Here is a 25,777-nt window from a genome sequence, read left to right on the forward strand (position 1 = left end):
GTTATGTTAAAACTGCGAGCGCCTCCCTAAACGCCTGCAAGTACACGGCACCGTAAGCAGCGCCTCGATCCTGCATTTTACTCTGTTCAAACGATTTTGCCATATTCAGAAGACGGCCATAGTCCCCACTCTCATTGATCACCCCTTCTATAATTCGGTTATCCAATGGTAACTGTATCAATGCATCTTCCATTGGTTGATTCATAATCACATCCAACAATGAGAACAGTCCTGCCAAATAAAACGAATCTTCAAACCCAAGTCCTTCTTCAATAGCCACCGTTCTCATAAATTCTGCACGTGTCAACGCCATTACAAACACTTCCGGCACCACTTCACCAGTACTAGACAGAGAAAGCATAGTACTCCAGGCTTGCACTCTTCGTAATCCGAAAAACACGACAACCTGTCTAATATCACTAAACTCCGGCATCGTCCGGCTACGATAGTGCCACGCCATCTTCAGCAGTTTGTGCGACAAGCCTACATCACGTTTTATGATACTTTCCAAATCTTCCAAATTTACATTCGGCTCGGTGATTGCCTTCAAAAGTTCCAACAGATTCAGTCTGGCCGCCGAGATTTTCTTGCCTTGAAGCACATCCGGTTTTGCGAAGAAATACCCCTGAAACAGATCACATCCTGCATTCAAGCAGGCCTGATAGACTTCTTGGGTTTCAACCTTTTCGGCCAATAACTTTGCATCGGTAATTCGTCTGATACTCGAACAAAGTAAATCAATCTTATCTAGAGAAATCTTGTTTACTTCAATCTTGATGACATCGGCCAAATCAAGAAGCGGCAAATACTCTCTTTTAAAGACAAAATCGTCCAAAGCGATTTTAAAACCCAGGTTTTTAAGTCTCTGCAAACCCGAAATCACTTGTTCCGTAGGACGTATATTCTCAAGCACCTCAATGACAATGAACTTAGAATTAAAAGGCGGATCGACCTCTTCGTGGAAAAAAGACTCCGGAAAATTCACATAAGCTTTAAAGGGGCCGACCAGCTTTTCCATACCAAACCCCAGAACGGCGTTTGAGATGACCGTCTCAGTGGCATGATCCGGACAGTCGAACTCGGCCGAACGTTCAGAACCATGACTTCTAAACAACAATTCATAAGCTGCGAGTTCCAAGTTCCGGTTGAATACCGGCTGTCGGCCAATAAAAATATCGGAAGCAGTCACCATAATGCACACCTAAATAAACATTTTATAAATTAAGCAAAAGTGCGCATTATATATCCATATTGCGTATTTACAAGCTTTCCACAAAATTTTCACGGTAAATAAGCTATTCCCCCTTCCTTAACAGACTCAATCTGCCCCAAAAGAAAAACCCAAACAAGCTAAAAACCGCCTAATTAATTGATCTATATAAATAATCTATTAGAAGTAGTAAACTTAAACACATATATTCCAACCTAGTAATTTACCGCATTAAATAAGAGCGATTAGAAGATGTCGAACAGCCCCAACGTCACTCAGCAGGAATATTTCTTAAAAGAGGATTTGACGATCGTTTCCCGCACCGATCTGGTCGGAAACATTCTTGAAGCGAACGAAGCTTTTATCGAAGCCAGTGGTTACGACTGGAAAGAACTTGTCGGCAAACCGCACAACATTCTGCGTCATCCGGATGTTCCCGCAGCGGTTTTCAAAGACTTCTGGAGCACTATCCAAGCCGGAAAACCTTGGTCGCAAATCGTCAAGAACAGAAGAAAAAACGGTGATCATTACTGGGTGGTGGCAAACGCCACCCCCATTTTCGAAAAAGGCGAAATTGTCGGTTACATGTCAGTCCGAACCCCTGCATCCGAAGAACAGAAACACATTGCTACCCAGGCTTACAACGACATAAGCACGGGGAGAATAAAACTGGTCAACGGTGAAATCCAAACACTCAAAAGCCGGTTTGACATTTTCAATCACTTCAACCTGACCACGATCGTTTCTTTTCTGTCATCGCTTCTTTTGATTTCAATATTCACCTCCCTGACGATCAATACAGGCATTCCCTCTTCCTACTTTGAAATCTTCGACATTCTAATCATCTTGGTGATCCTGTATGCAACACACGTTAACGGCAAACGTTTAAAAGAACTGGAAGGATACATCACCTCGATTTCCGAAGGAAATTTCAATAATCCGATCAAAAGCCAGGGGAAAAGTCTGATCAGCCGGGTACTCGGGCGTCTCAAATCCATGCAGATCAAACTTGGCGCAGACTTTGACGATACCAAAGCGTCACTGAATAACGCAAAACGTATTGAAAGCGCTCTTGACTCAGCCTCGTCCAACATCATGGTCGCCGACCGTTTCAGAAGCATCATTTTCATGAACCAGTCCGTCAGAAAAATGCTTAAGAAAATCGAGGCGGACATCCAGAAAGACCTGCCGGAATTCGATGCTGACAATCTAATTCGTCAAAGCATAGATGTCTTTCATAAACACCCTCAACATCAACAGTCCATATTGGAAAATCTGACTAAAACCTATAACGCCCGCATCCATCTGGGCAAAGAAATCGTCGACCTAGTTGTCGATCCGATATTTGATGAAAAACATGATCGCATCGGAACCGTTGCGGAATGGAAGCTGATGACGATTCAACTCGCGATTGAAGACGAAATCGAACACATCGTTTCCGATGCAGCGAAAGGAAATTTGAATGGACGAATCCAAGTAGAACGCCTGAGCGGATTCGAAAAAACGCTTTCACTCTCGATCAACCAACTCCTCGACAGCTTTGCAGAGACCACCCAGAGCCTGAACATCATCCTATCCCATATGAGCGACGGTGATCTCAGCCAACGACTACACGGCGAATTCGAAGGGGAGCTCTTAGCCATGAAAGTAGCGATCAATAACGCACTTTCTAACATCGCCCTCACCTTCGGCAAGGTCAAGCTTGGATCACAAGAGATCAGTAACATGTCCAAGGAGGTCGCAGTCGCCAGTGAAGATCTCTCGGACCGTACACAACAACAGGCGGCTTCACTGGAACAGACCGCAGCGACCATGGAAGAACTGACAGCCACCCTGCAACTTTCGGCCGAACACTCGGAAAAAGCGAACGAGATCGCCCACGATTCGGCAGAACAAGCTGAAAACGGCGTTGGCGTCATGAACAAAACCATGGAGGCTATGAACGGCATCAGCGAGCTTAGCAAAAAGATCGGCGAAATCACCAGCGTCATTGACGGCATTGCCTTCCAGACCAACCTGCTTGCACTCAACGCCGCCGTAGAAGCGGCACGTGCCGGAGAGCATGGCCGCGGTTTTGCGGTGGTGGCTGGCGAAGTACGCAACCTGGCTCAGAAATCAGCGGAATCCTCTAAAGAGATCTCCGCCTTGATCACCACCGCTTCTTCACAAATCGAAACAGGTACCGAACTGGTGAATCAAACCGGCCTCGCCTTCCAGGAAATGGTGGATAAAATCCACGAGGTGGAAACCCTGGTTTCAGAGGTCTCGACCACAACCGCAGAGCAAGCCAAAGGCATTTCCGAAGTCAATCAGGCCGTCGCTAATCTGGACCAGATGACACAACAAAACGCGGCACTGGTCGAACAACTTTCTGCCACCGCCGGCAATATGAATTCTCAGGCCACGACCCAGGCGGAATTCGTCGACCGTTTCAAACTCGGCGACATGAAAGTCAGCAACCATTCTTTAGCTAAAAGCATCGATTTCGCCGAAGCGAAAATGATGCACTTGTCTTGGAACGTCAAACTCGAAAACCTATTGGCTGACCAAAAAACCGACATTGACCACCAAGCCGCTCGAGACTATAAAAGCTGCCCACTTGGAAAATGGATTCTGAGCGAAGGTCAGAAATATAATGGACTTCCAGCCATGCAGTCTCTGATAACAATCCACAAACAATTCCATGAAACCTTGGGACAAGTCATACAAGCGAAGGAAGAAGGCAATCTGGAACTGGCCCAAGAAGTAAAAGATAAATTTGTAACCCTATCGGACAAGGTCATGGATGCGATCGATCATTTGGAAGAAGCGGTAGGCAGACAAGCCATTGAAAACTCGACCGTCAAACTGGCCAAACCTGCTTCACCTGAAAATCAGGCAACCGCCGGATTACTGGATAAAACGGTCATAGACGACTTCTCCGGAAAATCCCCCAAGCCCCAAAACTCGGAATGGGGTGAGTTTTAATACTGCTGAATGAACAAAAACAAAAGCCAACAGGCCTGTTGGCTTTTTTGAGAAAGCTGAACGACTTAAACTTCCGCCAGATCACCCTTGTCTTCCAACCACACCTTACGGTCGGCCGAACGTTTCTTGTTCAAAAGCATATCCATCATCTCATTTTCGCGTTCCATCGGATCCAGCTGCAACTGAATCAAGCGGCGAGTCTCCGGCATCATGGTGGTTTCACGGAGCTGAAGAGGATTCATCTCACCCAACCCTTTGAATCGCGTCACCTGAATCTTGCCAGGCAATTTATCCGCTTCGATGCGATCGATCGTGCCTTGACGCTCATGTTCGTCCAAAGCATAGAACACCTTCTTGCCGACGTCGATACGATATAGAGGCGGCATGGCGATATAAACATGCCCTTGCTCAACCAGTTTCGGGAAATGTCGGACAAACAAAGCGCAAATCAAAGTGGCGATGTGCGCACCGTCGGAATCGGCATCCGCAAGGATACAAATCTTACCGTAACGCAAACTACTCAGATCCTCCGAGCCCGGATCGACGCCGATGGCGACACTAATATCATGTATTTCCTGAGAAGCCAGAACCTGTCCGGATTCAACCTCCCAAGTATTCAGAATCTTACCTCTCAGCGGCATGATCGCTTGGTAATTTTTGTCACGCGCCTGTTTGGCGGAACCGCCGGCGGAATCCCCCTCCACCAGAAACAGTTCCGTCAGGGTCAGATCACTCTCGGTACAGTCCGCCAACTTGCCGGGCAATGCGGGACCGGAAGTGATTTTCTTACGGGTAATTTTTTTCGCTTTGCGGCTACGATTGCTGGCGTTTTGAATGACCAACTCGGCGATCTTTTCGGCCACTTCGGTATGCTGGTTCAACCAAAGACTCAAAGCATCCTTCACCACGCCGGAAATAAACGGCACACACTCGCGCGACGATAAACGCTCTTTGGTCTGGCCGGCAAACTGCGGTTCATGCACCTTGGCGGAAAGCACAAATGCCACATTCTGCCAAACGTCTTCCGGGGTGATTTTAACGCCTCGTGGAATCAGATTTCGGAATTCGCAAAACTCACGCACGGCGTCGGTGGCTCCGGCACGCAACCCGTTGACGTGGGTACCACCCTGCGGCGTCGGAATCAGGTTAACGTAACTTTCCAACAGGGTTTCGCTCGGTTCTACCAGCCAAGCGATCGCCCAGGACACGCCTTCGTAATCGGTCTGGCTTTCACCAACAAAACCGCTTTCCGGCAAACGTTCCAAACCGTCCAAGGCTTCATTCAGATAATCCTGCAAACCGTTTTCGAAATGCCAGACTTCGGTCTCATTATTGGTTTCGTCAACAAACGTCACTTTCAGTCCGGGACTCAACACCGCCTTGGCTCTCAACAAGTGCTTCAATTTACCCAACGCGTATTTGGCAGAATCGAAAAACTTGGCGTCCGGCCAGAAGTGCACAAACGTACCGGTGTTCTTCTTACCGACTTTACCCGTTACTTCTAGCGGTTCCGAGACTTCGCCATTCTCGAATGTGATCTGATGAAGCTTGCTGTCTCGGCGAATCTGAATCTCGACTTTCTTGGAAAGCGCATTGACTACCGAGATCCCGACCCCGTGAAGACCACCGGAGAACTTATAGGCCTTATTGGAGAATTTACCACCGGCGTGCAGACGGGTCATGATGACTTCGACACCGGGAACGCCTTCTTCCGGGTGGATATCGACCGGCATTCCACGTCCGTTGTCCAGTACGCTCATGGAACCGTCGACATAATGTGTGACAGTGATTTCATCTGCGAACCCGGCGATCGCTTCATCGACGCTGTTGTCGATCACTTCCTGTGCTAAATGGTTTGGTCGTGTCGTGTCCGTGTACATTCCAGGGCGTTTTCGCACTGGGTCCAAACCGGTTAATACTTCAATTTCCGCCGCGTTGTAGTTTCCACTCACAGATGAAGACTCCTAGTGATAAAATGATGTATAAATTTCATTAATTTCAGAATCATATCATAGAACCATGCCAAATCGAGATTACCATCAAGAACGCCGTGACTACCAGTTTGCACAACTGAACCGCGATTCGCTCAAAAGCGATCCGTTCGAGCAATTTTCACACTGGATGGAAGCGGCAATCGAACAGAAAATCTGCGATCCGACGGCGATGTCGGTATCCAGCGTCGACGCTGAAGGACAGCCGCACAGTCGTATCGTGCTTTTGAAGGCTTTCGACCGCAACGGCTTTGTGTTCTATACCCACTACGACAGTGCCAAAGGCCATCAGTTCGATGACAATGACAAAGTCGCCCTGTTATTCTTCTGGCCGGACATGGACCGCCAGATCCGCATAGAAGGCCGGATTGAAAAGATTTCCGCCGAACAATCCGAAGCCTATTTTCAAAGCCGACCAAGAGACAGTCAATTGGCGGCATTCATCTCCAAACAAAGCCAGGTCGTGCCTGACCGAACTACTTTGGAAAATAACATGATGAAAGCCAGCGAACAATACGACCAGCAAACAATCCCGCATCCGGAACATTGGGGCGGATACCGAATTCTAGCGCATAACTTCGAGTTCTGGCAGGGGCGTCCAAACCGTCTGCACGACCGTTTCCGCTACCAAAAAGTCCAAAATGAAACTGAACAGGCCTGGTCGATAGACCGCTTGGCGCCATAATAAAGGCTGCTCGACCCATAAATCATGCAAGATATCCTTACCAAACTTTCAGACAGTTGGACCAACATCGTTGGCACCGAATTTGATAAACCCTACATGCAGAAGCTAGAGCGCTTTCTCGATGAAGAACAATCTGCCTGCAAACACATCCTGCCGCAAAAAGAACTCTGGTTCAATGCACTGAACAGTACTTCTTTCGAACAAACCAAAGTGGTCATTCTAGGTCAAGATCCTTACCCGACACCGGGACACGCCCACGGTTTATGTTTTTCGGTTCAACCGGATGTGAAGCCTCTGCCAAAATCCCTGTTGAATATTAATAAAGAATTATTAAGTGACGTCGGCGTGGACAACAGTCACACGGGATACCTACAACCCTGGGCGGAACAAGGCGTATTGCTGCTCAATGCCGTACTGACGGTCGAAGCCAACAAAGCCAATTCTCATCAAAACAAAGGCTGGGAACAATTCACCGACCGAATCATCCAAGCTGTGAACGACGAGAAACAGCATTGCGTATTCATTCTTTGGGGTAGCTACGCCCAGAAAAAAGGCCGCATTATTGATCGCAGCCGTCACCTGGTTCTGGAAAGCGCCCACCCGTCTCCTCTGTCAGCCTACCGAGGATTTTTCGGGAGCCGTCCCTTTTCGCAGACCAATGAGTATTTACAACTGCATCAAAAAACACCCATTAATTGGCAGTTGTAAATCCAGTTCCCATGACATAACCTCTCATTAAATACGCTTATTACTCCATGTAAAAATTCAGGTATCTATACTGATAATCACGTGCTATTCTCTTGCAACTCAATCAAGTGATTCCAGGGAGAGCACGTGAAACAACCAAGTCTATGGAGCCGCACCAAAATCTCTACTTTAAGTACCCTGCTATTAGGAATGATGATCATGGCAGGCATCTTCTTCACCACAGCCTTTTCTTTGATCAAGTCGGATACTCAAGAGATCCACGAACACTGGCAACAGTATCAATCAGCACCTGATCAGGCCGCAGCAAAACAGCAAGCCGATCAACTCGAAACCAGCATCGTCAAAGTGAATCAGCTTACGACCTACTTTATTTTTGCCGTACTGGTGGCCGTGATCGCTTTCATAATTCTGATGTACGCGACCCTGATCGTCAAAATCGCGAGACCCTTGAGTCAGATGCAGAAAGGAATCACCGGAATCACCCAAAGCAACGATTTTTCGGAACAGCTCGCGGTCAAATTCGAAGATGAGGTCGGCCAAGTGCAACACAGTTTCAACCACCTGACCAAAAACCTGAAATCCATTTTCAATGAAACCAACTACCACCTGGACAAAGTCGCCAACGGAGAATTCGACCAAACAATCGAAGTGGAAGTCGGCGGAGACCTGTTGGAATTCAAAAACCATGTCAACGCCTCAATCAAAAGTGTGGCGCATACCATGCACTCTTTAGAATCAGTGGCCGATGCCATCGCCCAAGGCGACTTTACGGCACGCATGGACAGCTCGGTTCAGGGGGAATTAAAGCAAAAAGTGGACAACGCCATGATTTCAATGGATCAAATCGTGGACAACATCAACCAAATCATGCAACAAGTTTCCCAATGCGAATTGAAGAAGCGCATCGACGTCCAAGCCAATGGCCGACTTAACGAACTGAAATCCTATATCAACAATGCGCTGGACACACTTGAAAACGGTCTCAACGCGATCAACTCATCCATTGAGTCTTTAGCAGACAGAAATCTGACCTATCAGATTAATCAGAACTTTTCCGGTGAAATGGAAGTGGTCAAGCAACAGCTCAACAACACCACGTTGCAACTGAATTCAACATTACAGATGGTCAGCGAGACGTCGAACATGGTCAACAACGATATCGGCCTGATTTCCGAGAGCAACCAGGAATTAGCAGAACGCACTCAGATGCAAGCGGCATCCATCGAACAGACCGCTGCCGCCATGGAAGAGATGACCTCCACTGTCAGCCAGACAGCGGACAGCGCTATGCGTGCCAGCCAACTGACCGAAGACACTCGACAACTCGCACATGAAGGTCTACAGGTCATGAACTGTTCCGTACAGTCGATGCAACAGATTCAAAATTCCAGCATACGCATCAGCGACATCATCGGAATGATTGACAGCATTGCCTTCCAAACCAATCTATTGGCTCTGAATGCGGCTGTGGAAGCGGCTCGTGCAGGAGAACAAGGAAGAGGATTTGCCGTCGTAGCGGGAGAAGTCCGAACACTGGCTCAAAAGTCTTCCGATGCAGCCAAGGAAATTCGAGAACTGATCGACGAGGTCGTACATCAGGTCAATGAAGGAGCCGACCAACTGAATCAAAGCAGTGAAGCGTTTGACCAGATCAACCTGAGCATACAGACAGTCAACGACATCGTCGTTGAAATCACCACCAGCGCCCAAGAACAGGCGCAAGGTATTCAACAGGTGAATCAGGCAATCAGTGATCTGGATGCGGGTATCCAGCAGAATACCCGTATGGTGGAAGAAACTTCGAACCACTCCTACAAACTGGTACAGCAGGCCAAGCAGCTAACGGAAGAAGTTTTGCTGTTTACGGTCGACGGTTCGCTCTGTTTGCCGAACCGATCATAAGTTAACTTTCACTACGCTAAAACAAATCAGGCCCGTTCTTATGAACAGGCCTGACCATTTTTTATCGCTTACCCCATTCACGAAGACCGGAGCTTTTTCGGTGTTTCGTCATTTGTTATCCGGTTTTTCCAGAAAACGGCTATACCAATCTTCAATAGCCTGATTGATTTCAGCCACACTCATCTCCGATACATCCAACGGCGGACTGATGTGCATCTCGATCAATCCCGGTCTCTTGATGAAACTGTTCTTAGGCCAATAACTGCCCGCATTGTGCGCCACCAGATAGATCGGGCAATTCACCTTCTTCGCCAACATGGCGCCGCCGACATTAATTTTCCCTATTTGACCAGGCGGCATCCGAGTTCCTTCCGGAAACAGCACTATCCAGTCCCCTTGCTTCAAACGTGCCTGACCTTCGGACAACAATTGATTCAAGGCTTGACGGCCTGCGGAACGGTCGATTGCAATCGGATGCAACAGTTTCATACCCCAGCCGAAAAAAGGAATTTTCAACAATTCTCTTTTCAGAACATACGCCTGACGTGGAAAAATCTGCTGAAAAGCCAAAGTCTCCCAAGCCGATTCATGACGCGACAAAATCAACCCCGGCTGAGTTTCATCGACATGTTCCATACCATGAACTTTATATCGTAAGCCGCATGTCCAACGTAACCAGGTCAGACAAAAACGCGCCCAATAATGCATAAATGCATAACGTGTTTGAAACGAAAACGGACGGGTGAACTGACCCAAGACCGAAAATAGAATCATGGATACCGTCTGCCCAATCGCGTACAGTAACGACCCAATAAACCAAAAAAACTTCATTGTAATATCGCCTCCACTGCGGCCAATAGATTGTCATAAACCGGAATGCCTTCCAGCACCGGATCCTGGGTGGCCAGAGTTCGTTCACCTTTTCCACTGCGCACCAGATATGGCTGCATATTTTTTGCCAAGGCCACATTCATATCCGCTAAGGTATCCCCTACCATCGGACACCCCTCTAATGAGACACCAAAACGATTCTCAATCGCTTGCAGCATACCCGTCGACGGCTTGCGGCACGGTGTTTGGTCGTCACCGACGTAAGGGGAAAAATTGATCCAATCCACCTTGGCGCCTTGTTCTGCAAGCAGTGCCTGAAGCTTCAAGTGCATGGCACTCAAAGTCGCTCGATCATAATACCCTCTGCGAACTCCGGACTGATTGGTCGCCACAGCAACCAGCCAGCCCGCCTTTTTCAAACGCGCAATCGCTTCCAGACTCCCTGGCACAGGATGCCATTCATCCGGAGATTTAATATAAGCGTCGGAATCCTCGTTGATGACACCATCACGGTCCAAGACGATGATCTTTTGTTGCATAAATTCACTCTCGTAAAATACAAATTCCCGCCGAAGCGGGAATTCTGAATCAAACCATATTTCGATTACGGCCTTAGGCTATGTAAATCACAGACGTGAAATATCGGCCACTTCCAGGAACAGCTGATAGATCTGATTCAATAACGCCAAGCGGTTCAAACGAATACTGTCGTCTTCCGCCATGACCATGACCTCATCGAAGAACAGATCGACACTGCCTCGGATCGTCGACATTGTCTCAATCGCCGCCGCATAATCACGACCAGCCAATTGATCACTGACCAGTTCACGCAAAGCTTCCAACTCTTTCCACAAAGCCTGTTCAGCGGCTTCCGCCAACAAGTCTTCGTTGACAGTCTCCGGAATCGCGCCTTCAACTTTCTTCAACAGGTTGTTGATACGCTTGTTCGCAGCACTCAAACTTTCCGCCGCTTCCATTTCACTGAACTTCTGCACCGCTTGAATTCGCTTAGCGAAATCGACCGGATGTGCCGGACGGCAGACGCGAACCGCTTCAAACTGTTCCGCGCTGACACCCTGATCGGCATAGTAAGCACGCAAACGGCCGATGATGAAGTCGTAGATTTCATCGACCAATTTTTCATCGGCATCGACTTGCTCATGCAGTTCCAGACCGTATTGAATCAACAGACGCAGATCCAAATCCACCTCTTTTTCAATCATGATTCGCAACAGACCCAAAGCGGCACGACGCAATGCGAACGGATCCTTGTCACCCGTCGGAACCTGACCAATACCGTAAATACCGGTGATAGTGTCCAACTTATCGGCAATTGCCAACGCCTGTGACAACGCCGTTGAAGGCAGTTCATCACCCGCGAAACGCGGCTGGTATTGCGCGTCAATCGAATCGGCCACTTCCGCAGACTCATTCTGTTCCTGGGCGTAATAACGACCCATCACACCCTGAAGCTCAGGGAATTCACCGACCATTTCAGACATCAAGTCACATTTGGAAAGGCGTGCAGCACGCTCACAAGTTTCCACAGAAACACCTAAAGGCTTACCGACTTTAACGGTCAAGGTTTCCAGACGTTCCACCTTGTCGAACAAAGTTCCCAACTTCTGCTGGAATACCACTGTTTTAAGACGAGGCAAGAAATCATCCAATGGCTGCTTGCGATCCTGATCCCAGAAAAACTTGGCATCCGAAAGACGAGGACGAATGACTCGCTCGTTACCGAACTTGACCGATTCAGGGTTTGAGCTTTCGATGTTACTGATGGTAATGAACTTCGCCATCAATTTACCGTTAGCATCCAACATATGGAAATACTTCTGATGTCCTGCCATCGCGGAAACCAACGCTTCCGACGGAACCGCTAGGAACGACTCGTCGAAATCACCGACGATGGCAACCGGCCATTCGTTCAATGCCGTGACTTCTTCCAACAGGTCTTCGTCAATCTGAGCGATACCGCCGGCCTGTTTCGCGACCGCTTCGACCTGTTCGCGGATGCGTTGTGCACGCTCTTCAAAGTCGGCCATAACATACCCCTGCTCAGCCAATTTTGACTTGTACTGAGCCGGTGTAGTGATGCTAATTTCTTCCGGTACATGGAAACGGTGACCACGGGTAGTATTTGACGTTTCATGACCGAGAATCGTCGCAGGGACGACCTGTTCACCCAACAACATCAACGCCCAATGTACCGGACGCACGAATTCGACGTCCGAACTTCCCCAGCGCATACGCTTAGGAATCGGTAATTTCGCCAACGACTGGTTGACAATATCGGCCAACAATTCGGTCGCAGGCTGCCCTTTCTGCTCCAAGTTGTACGCCATCCAGACACCTTTATCGGTGTCGATTTCGATCAACTGGTCAACCGAGACGCCACAACCGCGAGCAAAACCTTCCAACGCTTTTGTCGGGTTGCCGTCGGCATCATAGGCCGCTTTCTTAGCCGGCCCTTTACGTTCAACGGTCTTGTCGGCCTGGACAGTTTGCATGCCTTCGATCATCACAGCCAAACGACGTGGTGCCGCATAGATGTGAACGGTTCCATGTGCCAGTTCCGCTTCCGACAGGCCTGCCAGGATTCCGTCGGCAAACGCGGTGCTTAATTTCTTCAACGCTTTAGGAGGTAGCTCTTCTGTACCGATTTCAACTAAAAAATCTTCAGTTTGTTTCAAATCAGCCATTATTTTTCCTCCTGACTTTTGACTAATGGGAACCCAAGCGCTTCACGTCCTTCGTAATAAGCTTCGGCAATCTGTCTCGCCATGGTACGGACACGGCCAATAAAGCGCGCACGCTCCGTAACCGAAATCGCGTGACGCGCATCCAGTAAGTTGAATGCATGCGAAGCTTTAAGAACCTGCTCGTAAGCAGGCAGAGGCAATTTATCTTCGACCAGCTTGGCGAACACTTCTTCACATTCGTCAAACACGCGGAACAGCTTGTCGGTATCGGCTTTTTCGAAGTTGTAGGTCGACATTTCCACTTCATTCTGATGGAAAACGTCACCGTAAGTCACTTTGCCTTCCGGCCCCTCAACCCAAGTCAGGTCATACACGCTATTGACCCCTTGCAAATACATGGCGATTCGCTCTAGACCATAAGTGATCTCACCGGTAACCGGACGGCATTCCAATCCGCCTACTTGCTGGAAGTACGTGAACTGGGTTACTTCCATCCCGTTCAACCAAACTTCCCAGCCTAGTCCCCAGGCACCCAAAGTCGGTGATTCCCAGTTATCCTCGACAAAACGGATATCATGTTCCAGAGGATCGATTCCCAACATGCGCAACGAGTCCAGATACAACTCCTGGATATTGTCGGGAGACGGCTTCAACATGACCTGAAACTGATAATAGTGCTGCAAACGGTTCGGGTTTTCCCCGTAACGACCATCCGTAGGACGACGGCATGGCTGAACATAAGCCGCACGCCATGGCTCAGGCCCAATCGATCTTAGGAAGGTGGCCGGATGGAATGTTCCCGCCCCCATTTCATTATCGTAAGGTTGCATAATGACGCAGCCCTGCTCGGCCCAAAACGCCTGCAGGGTTTGAATCAATCCTTGGAAGGTGCGAATATCCGTTGCTGCTTGTGAAGACACAATCAAAACCTCTTAAAACTTAAAAATAAGGCAGATGCCTGTAAAATTCTGTTAAAGCGTGTAAAATCCGCTAATTATAACGTATTTTATTGAGACTTTAGGACTGTTACGAAGCACTTACCTTAAGTTTTATGCAAAACGGATTATTCGATTGCCATGAATCCAGAAACCGACCAAAACTCACAAGTTTACCAAGTTGATGCCAAAGGCCTGAAATGCCCGATGCCGGTGATCAAACTGCAACAGCAAGTCCGCAAAAGCCAGCCTGATGACCGCATAGAAATCGAATGCACTGATCCAGGCGCGGAAAAGGACATTAGCAGTTGGGCGAAGGTCAATAAACATGAAATCCTCCAGTGCGAAACGACTGATTTTGGGCTAAAAATCACCCTTCGCGTTGTCGGGAGAAATCGGGTATAATCGAATGAAATATCAACCCAATTTCTCGCATCCGACCCGGCTCGGATCGCTCAAAAAAGAGAACCTGTAGTGACCATGAAAAGACAGATAATCCATTCTAAATTTTCTTGGCTTAGTTTCCTTTCTGTCTCTCTTTTTGCCCTCTCAATGTTTTCCCCGCACATCTCGACGGCCAACCTGCCTATCGAGAGAACCGCATTGCCATTACCTCCCGTCGATCAAGAAGCGGAATCCGTAGACGTACAATCCGTTAGATCGTTTTCGGAACAAGACTGGCAGAAACACGTGGTCAAGATTCCAAAGAATGGATCTCTCGGCGGAGCCCTGGCAAGTGTTAACGTACCGGCCTCGATCACTTATCAAATCGGAAAGCTGAAAAACAGCAACCTACTTACCAATTTGCGTGCTGGCGACACCCTGACCATCTGGATAGACAAACATGACAATCTGCAAAAGATTCTCTATCCGAAATCAAAAACCCTGCGTTACGAGCTACATAAGCAAGGCGAACAATATCAGATACAAACCATCGAAGAACCGATACAAATCCGCACGGAAATCGCAACAGGCACCATCTCCGACTCTTTCTATCTGGACGGCAAAAAAGCCGGGCTGAGCGCAAAAAGCATTATGAATCTGGCTGACATCTTCGCTTGGGACATCGATTTCATCCGAGAACTTCGCCCTGGCGACACCTTCAAAGTCATCTACGAGACCCGCTACCTCAACAACGAATATATTGGTGACGGCAACATCATCGCCGCCCAAGTCACCACCAACAACAAGCATGAAACGCATAACGCCTTCCTGCTCAAAGACGGCGATAAAATCATCGGTTACTACAACGAACAAGGTAAAAACCTGAAAAAAGCCTTCCTGCGCAACCCGGTCGATTACGTCCGCATCACATCCCGATTCCAGCCAAAACGATACCATCCTGTTTTACAAAAATGGCGTGCTCACCGCGGCGTCGATTACGGGGGGCCGATTGGGACGCCGATCCACGTCACCGGTAACGGCAAAATCGTCTTTAGAGGTTGGGGACACGGTTACGGCAACTACATCAAAGTCCAACACGCCGGTAAATACATGACGGTATACGGCCACATGTCCAAATTCGGCAAGTTCAAAAAGGGAAGCTGGGTCAAGCAAGGCGACATCATCGGTTACATCGGTAAAACCGGACTCGCTACAGGCCCTCACCTGCATTATGAATTCCGCATCAACGGCAAACACCAAGACCCGCTTAAAATGAAATTTCCGGCCGCACAACCGGTCGCCAAAAAATATGCAACGGAATTCAAAAAACAAAGTCATCTCATGTTGAGCCAACTTGATCGACTCTCAACCGACTTGAGAATGGCGAGCTTCGAATAAGGTGGCTCGAACGACCATGCCAACACCGGAATACTTTATCGGCCTAATGTCCGGAACCAGCGTGGATGGCGTGGATGCAGCACTGGTTGCAATAGACGGCGACCAATTCCAACTGATCGATTTTGTTGAACACCCCCTGCCGACCGATCTCAAATCTCAACTGGTCGGATTGAATCTGCAAAATGAAATCAGTCTTCAGGCTTTCTGTGACCTCGAATACCAAGTCGCGCAGCAATTCGTCGACGCAACAGCAAAGCTGTTAAAGCATAGCGAATTCAACGCTTCGAAGATCACCGCCATCGGCAGTCACGGACAAACCATTTTCCACGCGCCGAAGACGCCTATGAGCCTACAGGTTGGTCACCCGGCCTTTATTGCAAAACAGACTGGCATCGACACTGCAGCCGACTTCAGGATCGACAATCTCGCCGTTGGAGGCCAAGGTGCGCCGCTCGCCCCCGCCTTTCATCGTAGGCTTTTTTCCGTTAACGAACAGGCCTGCGTGATCAATATCGGCGGAATTGCCAACATCAGTTATCTTGGCACCGAAAAAGACCTCACTTACGGGTTCGATACGGGTCCGGGCAATGGTTTAATGGACGAAATTTGTCAAAAACAGTTCAACTGCGCTTATGACAAAGACGGTGAAATCGCCGCTTCCGGAAACGTTGACGAGTCGCTGCTAAGCCGACTTCTTCAACATCCTTACCTAATCCAACCATTTCCTAAAAGCACTGGCCGCGAAACCTTCAATCTCGACTGGCTAAACAGTCAACTTTCTGAGCATAAACAAGCCATAAAACCGGCTGATTTGATGGCGACCCTGTGTGAATTTACCGCTGCCAGCATCCAGACCGGAATCGAACAACTAGGCATTCAAGATTGCGATATCTGGATTGTTGGCGGCGGTGCCCTCAACCCCGAACTGATTCGTCGCATCCAATCCCGCCTTCCCGGATTCAAGGTGTCAGGAAGCCAAAACATCGACGTTAATCCAAATGCGGTAGAAGCCATGATGTGCGCTTGGCTGGCCCAGCAGCGTATTCACCAGACACCAGTCCAACTTCAGAAAATCACAGGCTCAACTCGCGATGTCATTCTAGGCGGACTTTGGACCGCCAACTAAACTGATAACCGCTAATTCACTCACCTCAAAAAGCAAAAACCCGAAATGAACAGGCCTGTTCATTCCGGGTTTCTATCATAGATAACGACCTTGAAAATGGTCTTATTTGCGCTCTCCGCGCTGCTCCATTGGCAGGTAGCATGAATTGCCGGCTCCAGTATAGATCTGAGTCGGACGGAAGATTTTGTTGTTTTGAAGCTGTTCACGCCAGTGCGCCATCCAACCTGCTGAACGCGCCACGGCAAAGATCGGCGTGAAAAGCCCTGCGTCGAAGCCCATTTCTTTGTAAAGAATACCGGAATAAAAATCGACGTTAGGGTAAACACCCTTATGACTCAAAAGCTCTTCGCAAACCCTTTCGACTTCCATCGCGGTTTCAAAGGCGATGCTCAATTCACCCGCTCCGGACTTTCTCTGTAACATGTCGGTCGAAAGTTTCTGTAAAATCGTTGCTCGCGGGTCTTTAGTCTTATATTCGCGATGCCCCATTCCCCAAATTACTTTCTTTTTGGCCAAACGGTCTTCGATGTAAGGTCGAACATTCTCAGGCGTACCGATCTCTTCCAACATTTCGATGACTTTCTGGTTGGCACCACCGTGCAAAGGTCCTGACAAAGAAGCGATTGCCGAAGAGATGACCGAACACGGATTCGCCAAAGTCGAACCGGTTACCATTGTCGTGAACGTTGAAGCGTTGATGGTGTGTTCAGCATGTAAAATCAGGCACGCATCCAACAATCTTGCCCAATCCGGATCCGGTTCTTCTCCCGTAACCATATACAGGAAGTTTTCCGCATAGGTCAGATCCTTTCTAGGCTCGATCGGATCGTAACCGTTACGCATATGCTCCCAACTGGCCACCAGAGTCGCCATATGGGCGATGATCTTAACAGTTACGTCGTTGATGTAGTCCTGGTTCTCGGTACCGCCTTTCATATACTCGGTACTTGGATAAAAACTTGCCAAACTCGCAACCACAACCTGTAGCATGTGCATCGGATGCGTCGTTGGCGGCAAATTCTTCATGATTTCGCGAATGTTGTATTTCACCCGACGGTTCTTACGCAATTCCGCATCGAATTTAGCCAGTTCTTCCGCTGTAGGCAACTCCCCGAAAAGCAGAAGCAAAGTCGTCTCTTCAAATGAAGACTTCTCCGCCAACTCCATAATATCGTAACCACGATAGGTCAAAATCCCCTTCTGGCCATCGATAAATGAAATCTTGGATTCCGTTGCCGGAACTCCTGCTAATCCTGGAATATATTGCATAATCTTTCCTGAAAATTTAATGCGCTATTTTGTAAAACTTGTCTTCACGTGTCTGCCGAACAGACTTCTCTGTTCGGCAAGGAATAGGCAAAATTAAACGCTAAAAGAAGAACCACAGCCACATGTTGTGGTCGCATTCGGGTTTTCGATCACAAAGCGAGCGCCTTGCAAATCTTCTAAATAGTCAATTTTGGCACCGACCAGGTATTGAAAACTCATCGGGTCGACCAACAAGGTGACACCATCTCTCTCAACAACCGTATCGTCTTCCGCCTGGTTTTCATCAAAGGTGAAACCGTAAGAAAAACCAGAGCACCCGCCACCGGTAATGTACACGCGTAACTTAAGGTTTGGGTTTTGTTCGTCTTCAATCAGGCCACTGACTTTGCTGGCAGCCGCTTCCGTGAAGTTTAAAGGAGTCGGATTTTCAGACATACTCTGTTATCTCCAATTGCAAAGCGATTTCCTTTCGCGGGAATTCCCATAAAATAATAAAGGAAATGACTTAAATCTAAAAAATCATTATAACAAAAAGCCCCACTTATTTTAAAAATGAGGCTAAAAATGCAGGAAGGGTAAGATCGGGGGGATTAAGGCAACAGAGCGACTTGTTGCAGACCGGCGTTTTCCTCAAGACCGAACAACAGGTTCATATTCTGAACCGCCTGCCCCGCAGCACCTTTGACCAGATTATCAATGACTGAAGTGACCACAACCTTACTCCCTCCCTGAGGACGATAAACGGCCATTCGGCACATATTGGAGCCCTTGGTCATTCGAGTTTCCGGCAAACTGCCCGCCGGCATTACATCGACGAAATATTCGTTTTCGTACGTCTTTTCAAAAAGTATCTGCAGATCTTCCTGCGATACGTCTTCACTCAGAGTTGCATAGATCGTCGACTCCATACCACGAACCATCGGTACCAAGTGTGGCACAAAAGTCAGATCGACCGGTTCGCCCGTCAATTGCGCAAGCTTGTCTTTCATTTCCGGTAAATGACGGTGTCCGCCAACACCGTAAGCCTTAAAGCTCTCGCTCATTTCTGCACCCAGCATCGCTACATTTGCACCACGACCGGCACCGCTCACACCGGATTTACCATCCGCGATGATGCCGTCCAGTTCGATCAGGCCTGCACGTAACAACGGCATCAGCGCCAACAGAATACTGGTTGGGTAACATCCCGGGTTAGCAATGATATTTGCCTGCTTGATCTGCTCACGGAATAACTCCGGCATCCCGTAGGCCACCTGCTCCATCATTTCCGGACAAGTATGCTCCATGCCGTACCATTTTGCCCACACCTGTAGGTCATTGATACGGAAATCGGCTGCCAGATCGATTACCTTGACACCCGCTGCTGTCAATTCCGGCGCCATACTCATCGCGACGCCATGAGGCGTGGCAAAGAAGACGACATCACAACCTTTCAAAACGTCCAAAGTCGGTTCACTGAAGGCCAAGTCATAATGTCCGCGCAGGTTCGGGTACATATCCTCTACCTTAACACCCGCCTCACTTCGAGAAGTGATTGCCACCACCTCCGCATGCGGGTGGGTCGCTAAATTTCTTAACAGTTCAACGCCGGTATAACCTGTTCCACCAACGATGCCTACCTGGACTTTCTTCATCTTTTTCTTCCAACTTAATTCATATGACTTGGCAATGACGCTATTTTAGCGAAATAATTGCTTTTAAATAAGATTTTCTCACGCCTGACGCGCCTTGTCCGTAAACTCATCACGTCTTTGCAGCTCCGGCTCGTCAACCCATAACGGACTATGTCCCGACTCCCAAACCGGGCGATTCTTCATCACCCCCAAAAAGTAATCCTGACTGAGGTGATTTTCCAACCACTGACGCAGTGCTTTGTAGCCCGATTCCGCAAACCACAGCTTATCCACATTAGCAAACTGGCGAATAAACGGAAAAATCGCCAAATCGGCCATACTTAAATGTGCACCCAACAAATAAGGCTGCGTTAACAATGTTTGTTCCAATTTAGCTAGAAATGCTTCGCCCTGCCGGCGATAGTGTTCCTGTGGGTACTCAGGATAACGGTCAGCGTACTTATAATGATCCAACGCCATTTTAAATTTACCGTCGTTTTCATCGATCCAGGCATTCATCCGCTCTAATAGGTCAGGTTGTTCGGGCAAAAGGATGCTATCTCCTTTCTGTTGTAGAGCCCACTGCAAAATATCCCGACTTTCGTCGATTACGTCACCGTTCTCCAACACCAGAACAGGAACAGTCCCTTTCGGAGAAGCTTCCAGCATGTCGGCCGGTTTATCCCAGAATACGATCTCACGTTGCTCCACCGGCATGCCCGAAAGGTAAATCCCCATTCTTGCACGCATGGCGTAAGGGCATCGACGATAAGAATACAATACCGGATGATTTTCCATTCTCAGACTGACTCTCCTTTTGGCTCACAATTTCGACCAGGCCTGCCGGGTTTTCTGATTTAAATGCTTTTGAGAGCACTCACCTGACCACATAATAAAAAAGCCCGCATCAGCGGGCCAAATACTATAATTCAAACCCGGACTCTAACGCAATCGCACAGAATCGCTATTACTGTATGCAGACACCTCTCCGCCACGATAAGCCTGAACCTGATAATAATAGGTTCCTGGTGCACTCAAGGTATCCGTAAACCCGGTCGTATCGGCGCCGACCGTACCGACTCTCTGATACAGAATCTTATTACGGTCTTTCAATCCCCGCTCAATATAAAAACCGTCTTCGCCGTCACTATTATCGGTCCAACTCAAAGTTACCTGATTTCCATTCAGACTGGCCGACAGACCACTCGGAGCAGCCAACGCCCCCGGTACAGGAGGTGGCTGAGTACTTGTAGTTGTATCCACCTTAACCTGAATCGTTTCCGAATAGGCCTGCTTAGATGAGTTATAAGCGTAAATCCGATATTGATAGGTTCCAATAGGTACGCCCATATCGACAAATGCCACCGCATCCTGACCCAAAGTAGCTATCGCATCAAAACTGTATTTACCACGAATCTTGGTCGCACGCTCCACGACATAACCTGTTTCGTTATCGGTGTTATCTTGCCAGGTCAAAGTGACATCGGAACCATCGACCGCCGCAGTCAAACCGCTCGGTGCTGTCAACAGAGACGGATCATTCACGCTGATCGCAACCGAATCCGTTGCCTGAGCCCCGCCGTTATCGGTGACCGTCAACACGGCATTGAAGCTTCCGCCGGATTGATATGTGTGCTGTACGTTTTGGCCACTAGCCTGTGTTCCATCACCAAAATCCCAATCGTAGCCGACAATACTGCCGTCCGGATCATAAGAACCGGAAGCATCGAAATTGACGGCTAATGGCAGGTCACCAGAAATTGGGGTCGCCGTTATTTGTGCAATCGGAAGTTCGTTAACCACGTCGATTACTGTGGAAGCCGTTGCCGTGCGTCCGCCGTCATCGGTCACCGTCAACACGGCAGTGAACTGACCGCTTTGGGTGTATTCGTGACTAAGCTGAACCCCGGCACCTTGATTTCCATCGCCAAAATTCCATTGGTAACTGACGATAGAACCGTCCGGATCATAAGAACCGGTCGCATCAAACTGAACCGTAAGCGGCAAAGACCCCGTCACTGCGGAAGTGCTGAAACTGGCGACCGGTGCTAAATTTTGACTCAAGTTCAAAGCGTAATTCACCGCCGCTTGAGCATTAACCAAACCATGACCGTACAACAAAGGATCTCCAACATCCGCCGCCGTAGTAAACAGCCCGGTTTCGACTTCATCCGCTGTAATCGCCGGATTAGCTGCAATCATAAGAGCTGCGACCCCCGCCGCCGCCGGAGAAGAAAAGGAAGTTCCGCTGTAATACACGTAACTGTTGTCTTTATAGGTGGTGCGCAGACTCACACCCGGAGCGACCACATCAATGAAGTCACCGTAATTGGAAAAACCGGCTTTGACGTTATTCTGGTCAGTTGCGCCGACAGCCACAAAAGAGGTGTAATCCGGAAAGCTACTTTCCAAAACGCCGTCATTACCTGCCGCCATGAATAACAGGCCGTTTCGGTTTCGCAAGTACTGGGCAGCGTCATCAATCGTGGCGTACTGAATACCGCCATAACTTAAATTCACTACTCTGGCTCCTTGATCCGCAGACCATCTAATACATTCCGCCATAGTGGAAATATAAGCGGAACTCAGACCATCATTAATATTGATTCTGACCGGCATGATCGACACATGCCAATTGACTCCGGCCACACCTACACTATTATTCCCAACGGCGCCCAAAGTCCCGGCCGTACCACTACCATGCCCAAACAAGTCCTCCACATTGCTCGAACCGTCCTGAGCGTTATAACCCGGCAAAATCAAATTGGCCGCCAAATCCTCATGATCGGTATCCACACCCGTATCACATACCGCCACTTTAACGGCCGCATCCCCCACTGTTTGCTCCCACGCCTGAGGCGTATTCAATGCCCCGTGTTGCCATTGCAACCCATATTGCGGATCATTCGGAGTCAAGGCCAAAGGCACCTCATAATCCGGCTCCGCAAACTTCACCGCGCCGGTAGACTTAATTAATTTGGCGATTGCTTTCTCACGTCCTCTCGAATCGAAATGGGCGATATGCAGATTCAGATTTTCAAGCACCCGTTCCCGTTGTAAGCCCTGGCTTTTAAGCAGCGCATTCAACCCTCTCAGCTCGGATGGTGTTGCATCGGCTTTGGGTTTATACAGAACGGTTCCCGGTCGAATTTCGTCCGCCATGACCATTGATGTACCTAACACACCAATTAACAGTACAGATAGAATCATTGATTTAATGGCGGCTGACATAAACACATCTCCTATGACGGGCAACAATCTTATATTTTTTATAAGGCTTTTTTAAAGCGTAACCCCAACTGCAATCAAACACAACCGATTACCGCCTCTATCTGATTGATTATAAAAGATTTCATTCATACCCCAGAATTCATATCTTTTATTTATGACCTAAAAACAAGCTTCCAAAAAAAACAAAACCCGCCATAAAGCGGGTCCGGAACACACAAACAAAAAAGCCCGCAAATGCGGGCTTTCAGATATAAGCAAATATCAGTTAATTTTTAAATCGAGTGGTTCAGTTTTGCGTCAGCTTCAAGGCGAAAATTTGAACCGAAGCGCAGTGGACATGTCGTCCATGAGCATCGGAAGCAAATTTTCAACACTGAAGATGGCGTGAAAATGAGCCTCTCAGGCAAAAATTACATCATTCCGCCCATACCTCCCATGCCACCCATGTCTCCACCAGCAGCGCCTTCATTCTTAGATGGAAGGTCAGCAATCGCAGCACCAGTAGTGATCACAAGACCCGCTACAGAAGCGGCGTTTTGCAATGCAGAACGTGTTACTTTAGCTGGGTCGATGATACCGGCTTCCAACATGTCGGTATATTCTTCTTTAGAAGCATCGAAACCAAAGCTTCCTTCACCTTCGATGACCTTGTTCACAACAACCGAACCTTCCAAGCCGCAGTTGGAAACGATCTGACGCATCGGCTCTTCCATCGCACGCAACGCGATTTCGATACCAACCTGCTGGTCATGGTTATCGCCTTCAACCTTAACCTTAGACTTGGCGCGAACCAATGCAACACCACCACCGGCAACAATACCTTCCTGTACCGCAGCACGAGTTGCGTGCAATGCATCGTCAACGCGGTCTTTCTTCTCTTTCATTTCCATTTCGGTCGCCGCACCCAACTTAAGAACAGCAACACCACCAGCAAGCTTCGCCAAACGCTCTTGAAGCTTTTCTTTGTCGTACTCTGAAGTCGTGGTTTCAAGCTGTGAACGAATTTGCGCACAGCGTCCAGCGATATCGTCTTTAGAACCGGCACCATCGATTAACTTGGTGCTGTCTTTACCAACAACTGCAGATTTGGTTTCACCCAACATTTCCAAAGTGATCGATTCAAGACTCAGACCCACTTCTTCAGAGATAACCGTACCACCTGTCAACACAGCCATATCCTGCAACATCGCTTTACGACGCTCACCGAAGCCAGGCGCTTTAACCGCAGCCACTTTCACGATACCGCGCATGTTGTTGATAACCAAAGTCGCAAGCGCTTCACCTTCAACGTCTTCCGCAATGATGAACAACGGACGACCTGTTTTTGAAACCGCTTCCAAAGTAGGTAGCAAGTCACGGATGTTTGAGATTTTCTTGTCGTATAGAAGAACGTATGGCTGATCCAGTTCCGCAACCATCTTGTCCTGGTTGGTAACGAAGTATGGAGATAGGTATCCGCGATCGAATTCCATGCCTTCAACAACCACTAATTCGTCTTCCAAAGAAGAACCTTCTTCTACAGTGATCACACCTTCTTTACCAACTTTTTCCATCGCATCGGCAATCATCTTACCGACAGATGAGTCAGAGTTTGCAGAGATGGTACCAACCTGAGCAATCGCAGCAGAGGTTTCACATGGCTGCGCCATTGCTTTAATTTCTTCAACAACCGCTTCAACGGCTTTATGGATACCACGGTTAAGATCCATCGGGTTCATTCCGGCTGCAACCGACTTCATACCTTCACGGACGATCGCCTGAGCAAGAACCGTCGCAGTTGTAGTACCGTCACCAGCCACATCGTTGGTTTGAGAAGAAACTTCCTTAACCATCTGAGCACCCATGTTCATGAACTTGTCTTCAAGTTCGATCTCACGAGCAACGGAAACACCATCTTTTGTCACAGTCGGAGCACCAAAAGATTTTTCCAAAACGACGTTACGACCTTTTGGCCCAAGAGTAACTTTTACCGCGTTCGCAAGAATGTTAATCCCTTCAACCATTTTTTCACGGGCATCAATACCGAATTTGACTTCTTTTGCCATTTTTATTCCTTTTTAATTCTGTTTATTACTGTCTTCAATAAATACCAAAAATCCGTCCGATTCACTTCATCGGAACAGATGCATTAATCAATGATTGCAATGATATCGTCTTCGCGCATGACAATTAGTGTCTCACCGTTGTCATCTTTGACTTCCTGACCGGAATATTGACCGAACAATACCTTGTCACCGACTTTGACAGTCATCGGAACCACAGCACCAGAATCAGAAGCCTTACCTGGGCCTGCTGCTACCACTTCACCCTTGTTTTGCTTTTCTTGGGCTGAACCTGGCAGCAAAATCCCACCTGCAGACTCTTGCTGCTCTTCTACTCGACGAATCACAACGCGATCATGTAATGGCTTAATGTTCATTGATTTCTCCTGAAAGTTTAAAAATATCAAAAAGTACAAATTCATTTGCCGATACGCTTTTATTTTCCACTGCGATATCTGGCACTCTTTACAAAATTAGCACTCTCTTATTTAGAGTGCTAACAATTGTAGCTATCTAATGTTAGGTGTCAACTTATATAAGGACTTTAAATACAAATTCAAGCACCTACTGATTTTTTGTCTCTATTCCTGCTTTCTAAGTAAATAATCTGAAGAAGAAGACATTTTTATGAGCTCCGCCCAATACACCAAACACATACTTATGAATGCATAATCTTATTTAATAACAATAAGTTGTAAACATTTAGTCAGCATTACTCAATACTTTTGTAACTCAAATGCAACATTAAAAATGCCTTATATAAGGTGTTAGTTTTTAACA

The 25,777-nt window shown here is 48.0% G+C and carries 20 protein-coding genes; 7 read left to right on the plus strand and 13 right to left on the minus strand.

Annotated features, from left to right (window positions below):
- Position 1: 1 nt before the first annotated feature.
- Positions 2-1,192 (minus strand): EAL domain-containing protein, encoded by a 1,191-nt coding sequence (locus QCB45_RS10685; protein ID WP_279420997.1) that lies wholly within the window; start codon positions 1,190-1,192, stop codon positions 2-4.
- 270 nt (positions 1,193-1,462) lie between these two features.
- On the opposite strand from QCB45_RS10685, the gene QCB45_RS10690 reads away from it, so the two are divergent.
- Positions 1,463-4,177 (plus strand): methyl-accepting chemotaxis protein, encoded by a 2,715-nt coding sequence (locus tag QCB45_RS10690; RefSeq protein WP_279420998.1) that lies wholly within the window; start codon positions 1,463-1,465, stop codon positions 4,175-4,177.
- 65 nt (positions 4,178-4,242) lie between these two features.
- Here the strand turns inward: QCB45_RS10690 and parE are convergent, their stop codons facing one another.
- Positions 4,243-6,129, minus strand: coding sequence for a DNA topoisomerase IV subunit B (gene parE, locus QCB45_RS10695; RefSeq protein ID WP_279420999.1), 1,887 nt, complete (start codon positions 6,127-6,129; stop codon positions 4,243-4,245).
- A gap of 67 nt (positions 6,130-6,196) precedes the next feature.
- Here parE and pdxH point away from each other — a divergent pair, with 67 nt between their 5' ends.
- From pdxH to QCB45_RS10710, 3 genes are all read left to right on the plus strand, one after another.
- Positions 6,197-6,853 (plus strand): pyridoxamine 5'-phosphate oxidase, encoded by a 657-nt coding sequence (gene pdxH, locus QCB45_RS10700; protein WP_279421000.1) that lies wholly within the window; start codon positions 6,197-6,199, stop codon positions 6,851-6,853.
- Positions 6,854-6,877: 24 nt separating this feature from the next.
- The gene (ung, locus tag QCB45_RS10705) at positions 6,878-7,561 is read left to right on the plus strand and encodes a uracil-DNA glycosylase (RefSeq protein WP_279421001.1); all 684 of its coding nucleotides are present in this window, start codon (positions 6,878-6,880) and stop codon (positions 7,559-7,561) included.
- 126 nt (positions 7,562-7,687) lie between these two features.
- Entirely contained in the window at positions 7,688-9,463 is a 1,776-nt protein-coding gene (locus QCB45_RS10710) for a methyl-accepting chemotaxis protein (RefSeq protein WP_279421002.1), read from the plus strand.
- Between the two features lie 108 nt (positions 9,464-9,571).
- Here the strand turns inward: QCB45_RS10710 and QCB45_RS10715 are convergent, their stop codons facing one another.
- The 4 genes from QCB45_RS10715 to glyQ all read right to left on the minus strand — a co-directional run bounded on the left by QCB45_RS10715 (position 9,572) and on the right by glyQ (position 13,919).
- A complete protein-coding gene (locus QCB45_RS10715) occupies positions 9,572-10,294 on the minus strand; it encodes a lysophospholipid acyltransferase family protein (RefSeq protein WP_279421003.1) in 723 nt (240 codons plus the stop codon).
- Positions 10,291-10,833, minus strand: a complete 543-nt coding sequence (gene gmhB / locus QCB45_RS10720; protein WP_279421004.1) for a D-glycero-beta-D-manno-heptose 1,7-bisphosphate 7-phosphatase — start codon at positions 10,831-10,833, stop codon at positions 10,291-10,293. The genes QCB45_RS10715 and gmhB overlap by 4 nt, the downstream gene beginning before the upstream one ends.
- Before the next feature lie 87 nt (positions 10,834-10,920).
- Positions 10,921-12,999 (minus strand): glycine--tRNA ligase subunit beta, encoded by a 2,079-nt coding sequence (gene glyS / locus QCB45_RS10725; RefSeq protein ID WP_279421005.1) that lies wholly within the window; start codon positions 12,997-12,999, stop codon positions 10,921-10,923.
- Entirely contained in the window at positions 12,999-13,919 is a 921-nt protein-coding gene (gene glyQ / locus QCB45_RS10730; RefSeq protein WP_279421006.1) for a glycine--tRNA ligase subunit alpha, read from the minus strand. Before glyQ ends, glyS begins: the two co-directional genes overlap by 1 nt.
- Before the next feature lie 156 nt (positions 13,920-14,075).
- On the opposite strand from glyQ, the gene QCB45_RS10735 reads away from it, so the two are divergent.
- The 3 genes from QCB45_RS10735 (at position 14,076) to QCB45_RS10745 (ending at position 16,842) form a co-directional block, all read left to right on the plus strand.
- Entirely contained in the window at positions 14,076-14,339 is a 264-nt protein-coding gene (locus QCB45_RS10735; protein ID WP_279421007.1) for a sulfurtransferase TusA family protein, read from the plus strand.
- A gap of 198 nt (positions 14,340-14,537) precedes the next feature.
- Complete coding sequence (locus tag QCB45_RS10740; RefSeq protein ID WP_279421008.1) at positions 14,538-15,716, plus strand: peptidoglycan DD-metalloendopeptidase family protein; 1,179 nt, start codon at positions 14,538-14,540, stop codon at positions 15,714-15,716.
- A 16-nt stretch (positions 15,717-15,732) separates the two neighbouring features.
- Positions 15,733-16,842: an anhydro-N-acetylmuramic acid kinase gene (locus tag QCB45_RS10745; RefSeq protein ID WP_279421009.1), complete on the plus strand. Its 1,110-nt coding sequence runs from the start codon at positions 15,733-15,735 to the stop codon at positions 16,840-16,842.
- A 102-nt stretch (positions 16,843-16,944) separates the two neighbouring features.
- On the opposite strand, the gene QCB45_RS10750 is transcribed toward QCB45_RS10745, so the two are convergent.
- The 7 genes from QCB45_RS10750 to QCB45_RS10780 all read right to left on the minus strand — a co-directional run bounded on the left by QCB45_RS10750 (position 16,945) and on the right by QCB45_RS10780 (position 25,374).
- Complete coding sequence (locus QCB45_RS10750) at positions 16,945-18,111, minus strand: citrate synthase (protein WP_279421010.1); 1,167 nt, start codon at positions 18,109-18,111, stop codon at positions 16,945-16,947.
- Positions 18,112-18,204: 93 nt separating this feature from the next.
- On the minus strand, positions 18,205-18,546 hold the full coding sequence (gene erpA / locus QCB45_RS10755; protein WP_279421011.1) for an iron-sulfur cluster insertion protein ErpA: 342 nt from the start codon (positions 18,544-18,546) through the stop codon (positions 18,205-18,207).
- Positions 18,547-18,701: 155 nt separating this feature from the next.
- The gene (gene argC, locus QCB45_RS10760; protein WP_279421012.1) at positions 18,702-19,745 is read right to left on the minus strand and encodes an N-acetyl-gamma-glutamyl-phosphate reductase; all 1,044 of its coding nucleotides are present in this window, start codon (positions 19,743-19,745) and stop codon (positions 18,702-18,704) included.
- Positions 19,746-19,823: 78 nt separating this feature from the next.
- Positions 19,824-20,522: a glutathione S-transferase gene (locus tag QCB45_RS10765; RefSeq protein ID WP_279421013.1), complete on the minus strand. Its 699-nt coding sequence runs from the start codon at positions 20,520-20,522 to the stop codon at positions 19,824-19,826.
- A 144-nt stretch (positions 20,523-20,666) separates the two neighbouring features.
- Positions 20,667-22,955, minus strand: coding sequence for a S8 family serine peptidase (locus QCB45_RS10770; RefSeq protein WP_279421014.1), 2,289 nt, complete (start codon positions 22,953-22,955; stop codon positions 20,667-20,669).
- A 410-nt stretch (positions 22,956-23,365) separates the two neighbouring features.
- A complete protein-coding gene (groL, locus tag QCB45_RS10775) occupies positions 23,366-25,000 on the minus strand; it encodes a chaperonin GroEL (RefSeq protein ID WP_279421015.1) in 1,635 nt (544 codons plus the stop codon).
- 83 nt (positions 25,001-25,083) lie between these two features.
- Complete coding sequence (locus QCB45_RS10780; RefSeq protein ID WP_279421016.1) at positions 25,084-25,374, minus strand: co-chaperone GroES; 291 nt, start codon at positions 25,372-25,374, stop codon at positions 25,084-25,086.
- Between the last annotated feature and the right edge of the window lie 403 nt (positions 25,375-25,777).

The sequence above is a fragment of the Thiomicrorhabdus sp. ZW0627 genome (assembly GCF_029767005.1).
In the GTDB taxonomy this organism is placed as follows: domain Bacteria; phylum Pseudomonadota; class Gammaproteobacteria; order Thiomicrospirales; family Thiomicrospiraceae; genus Thiomicrorhabdus.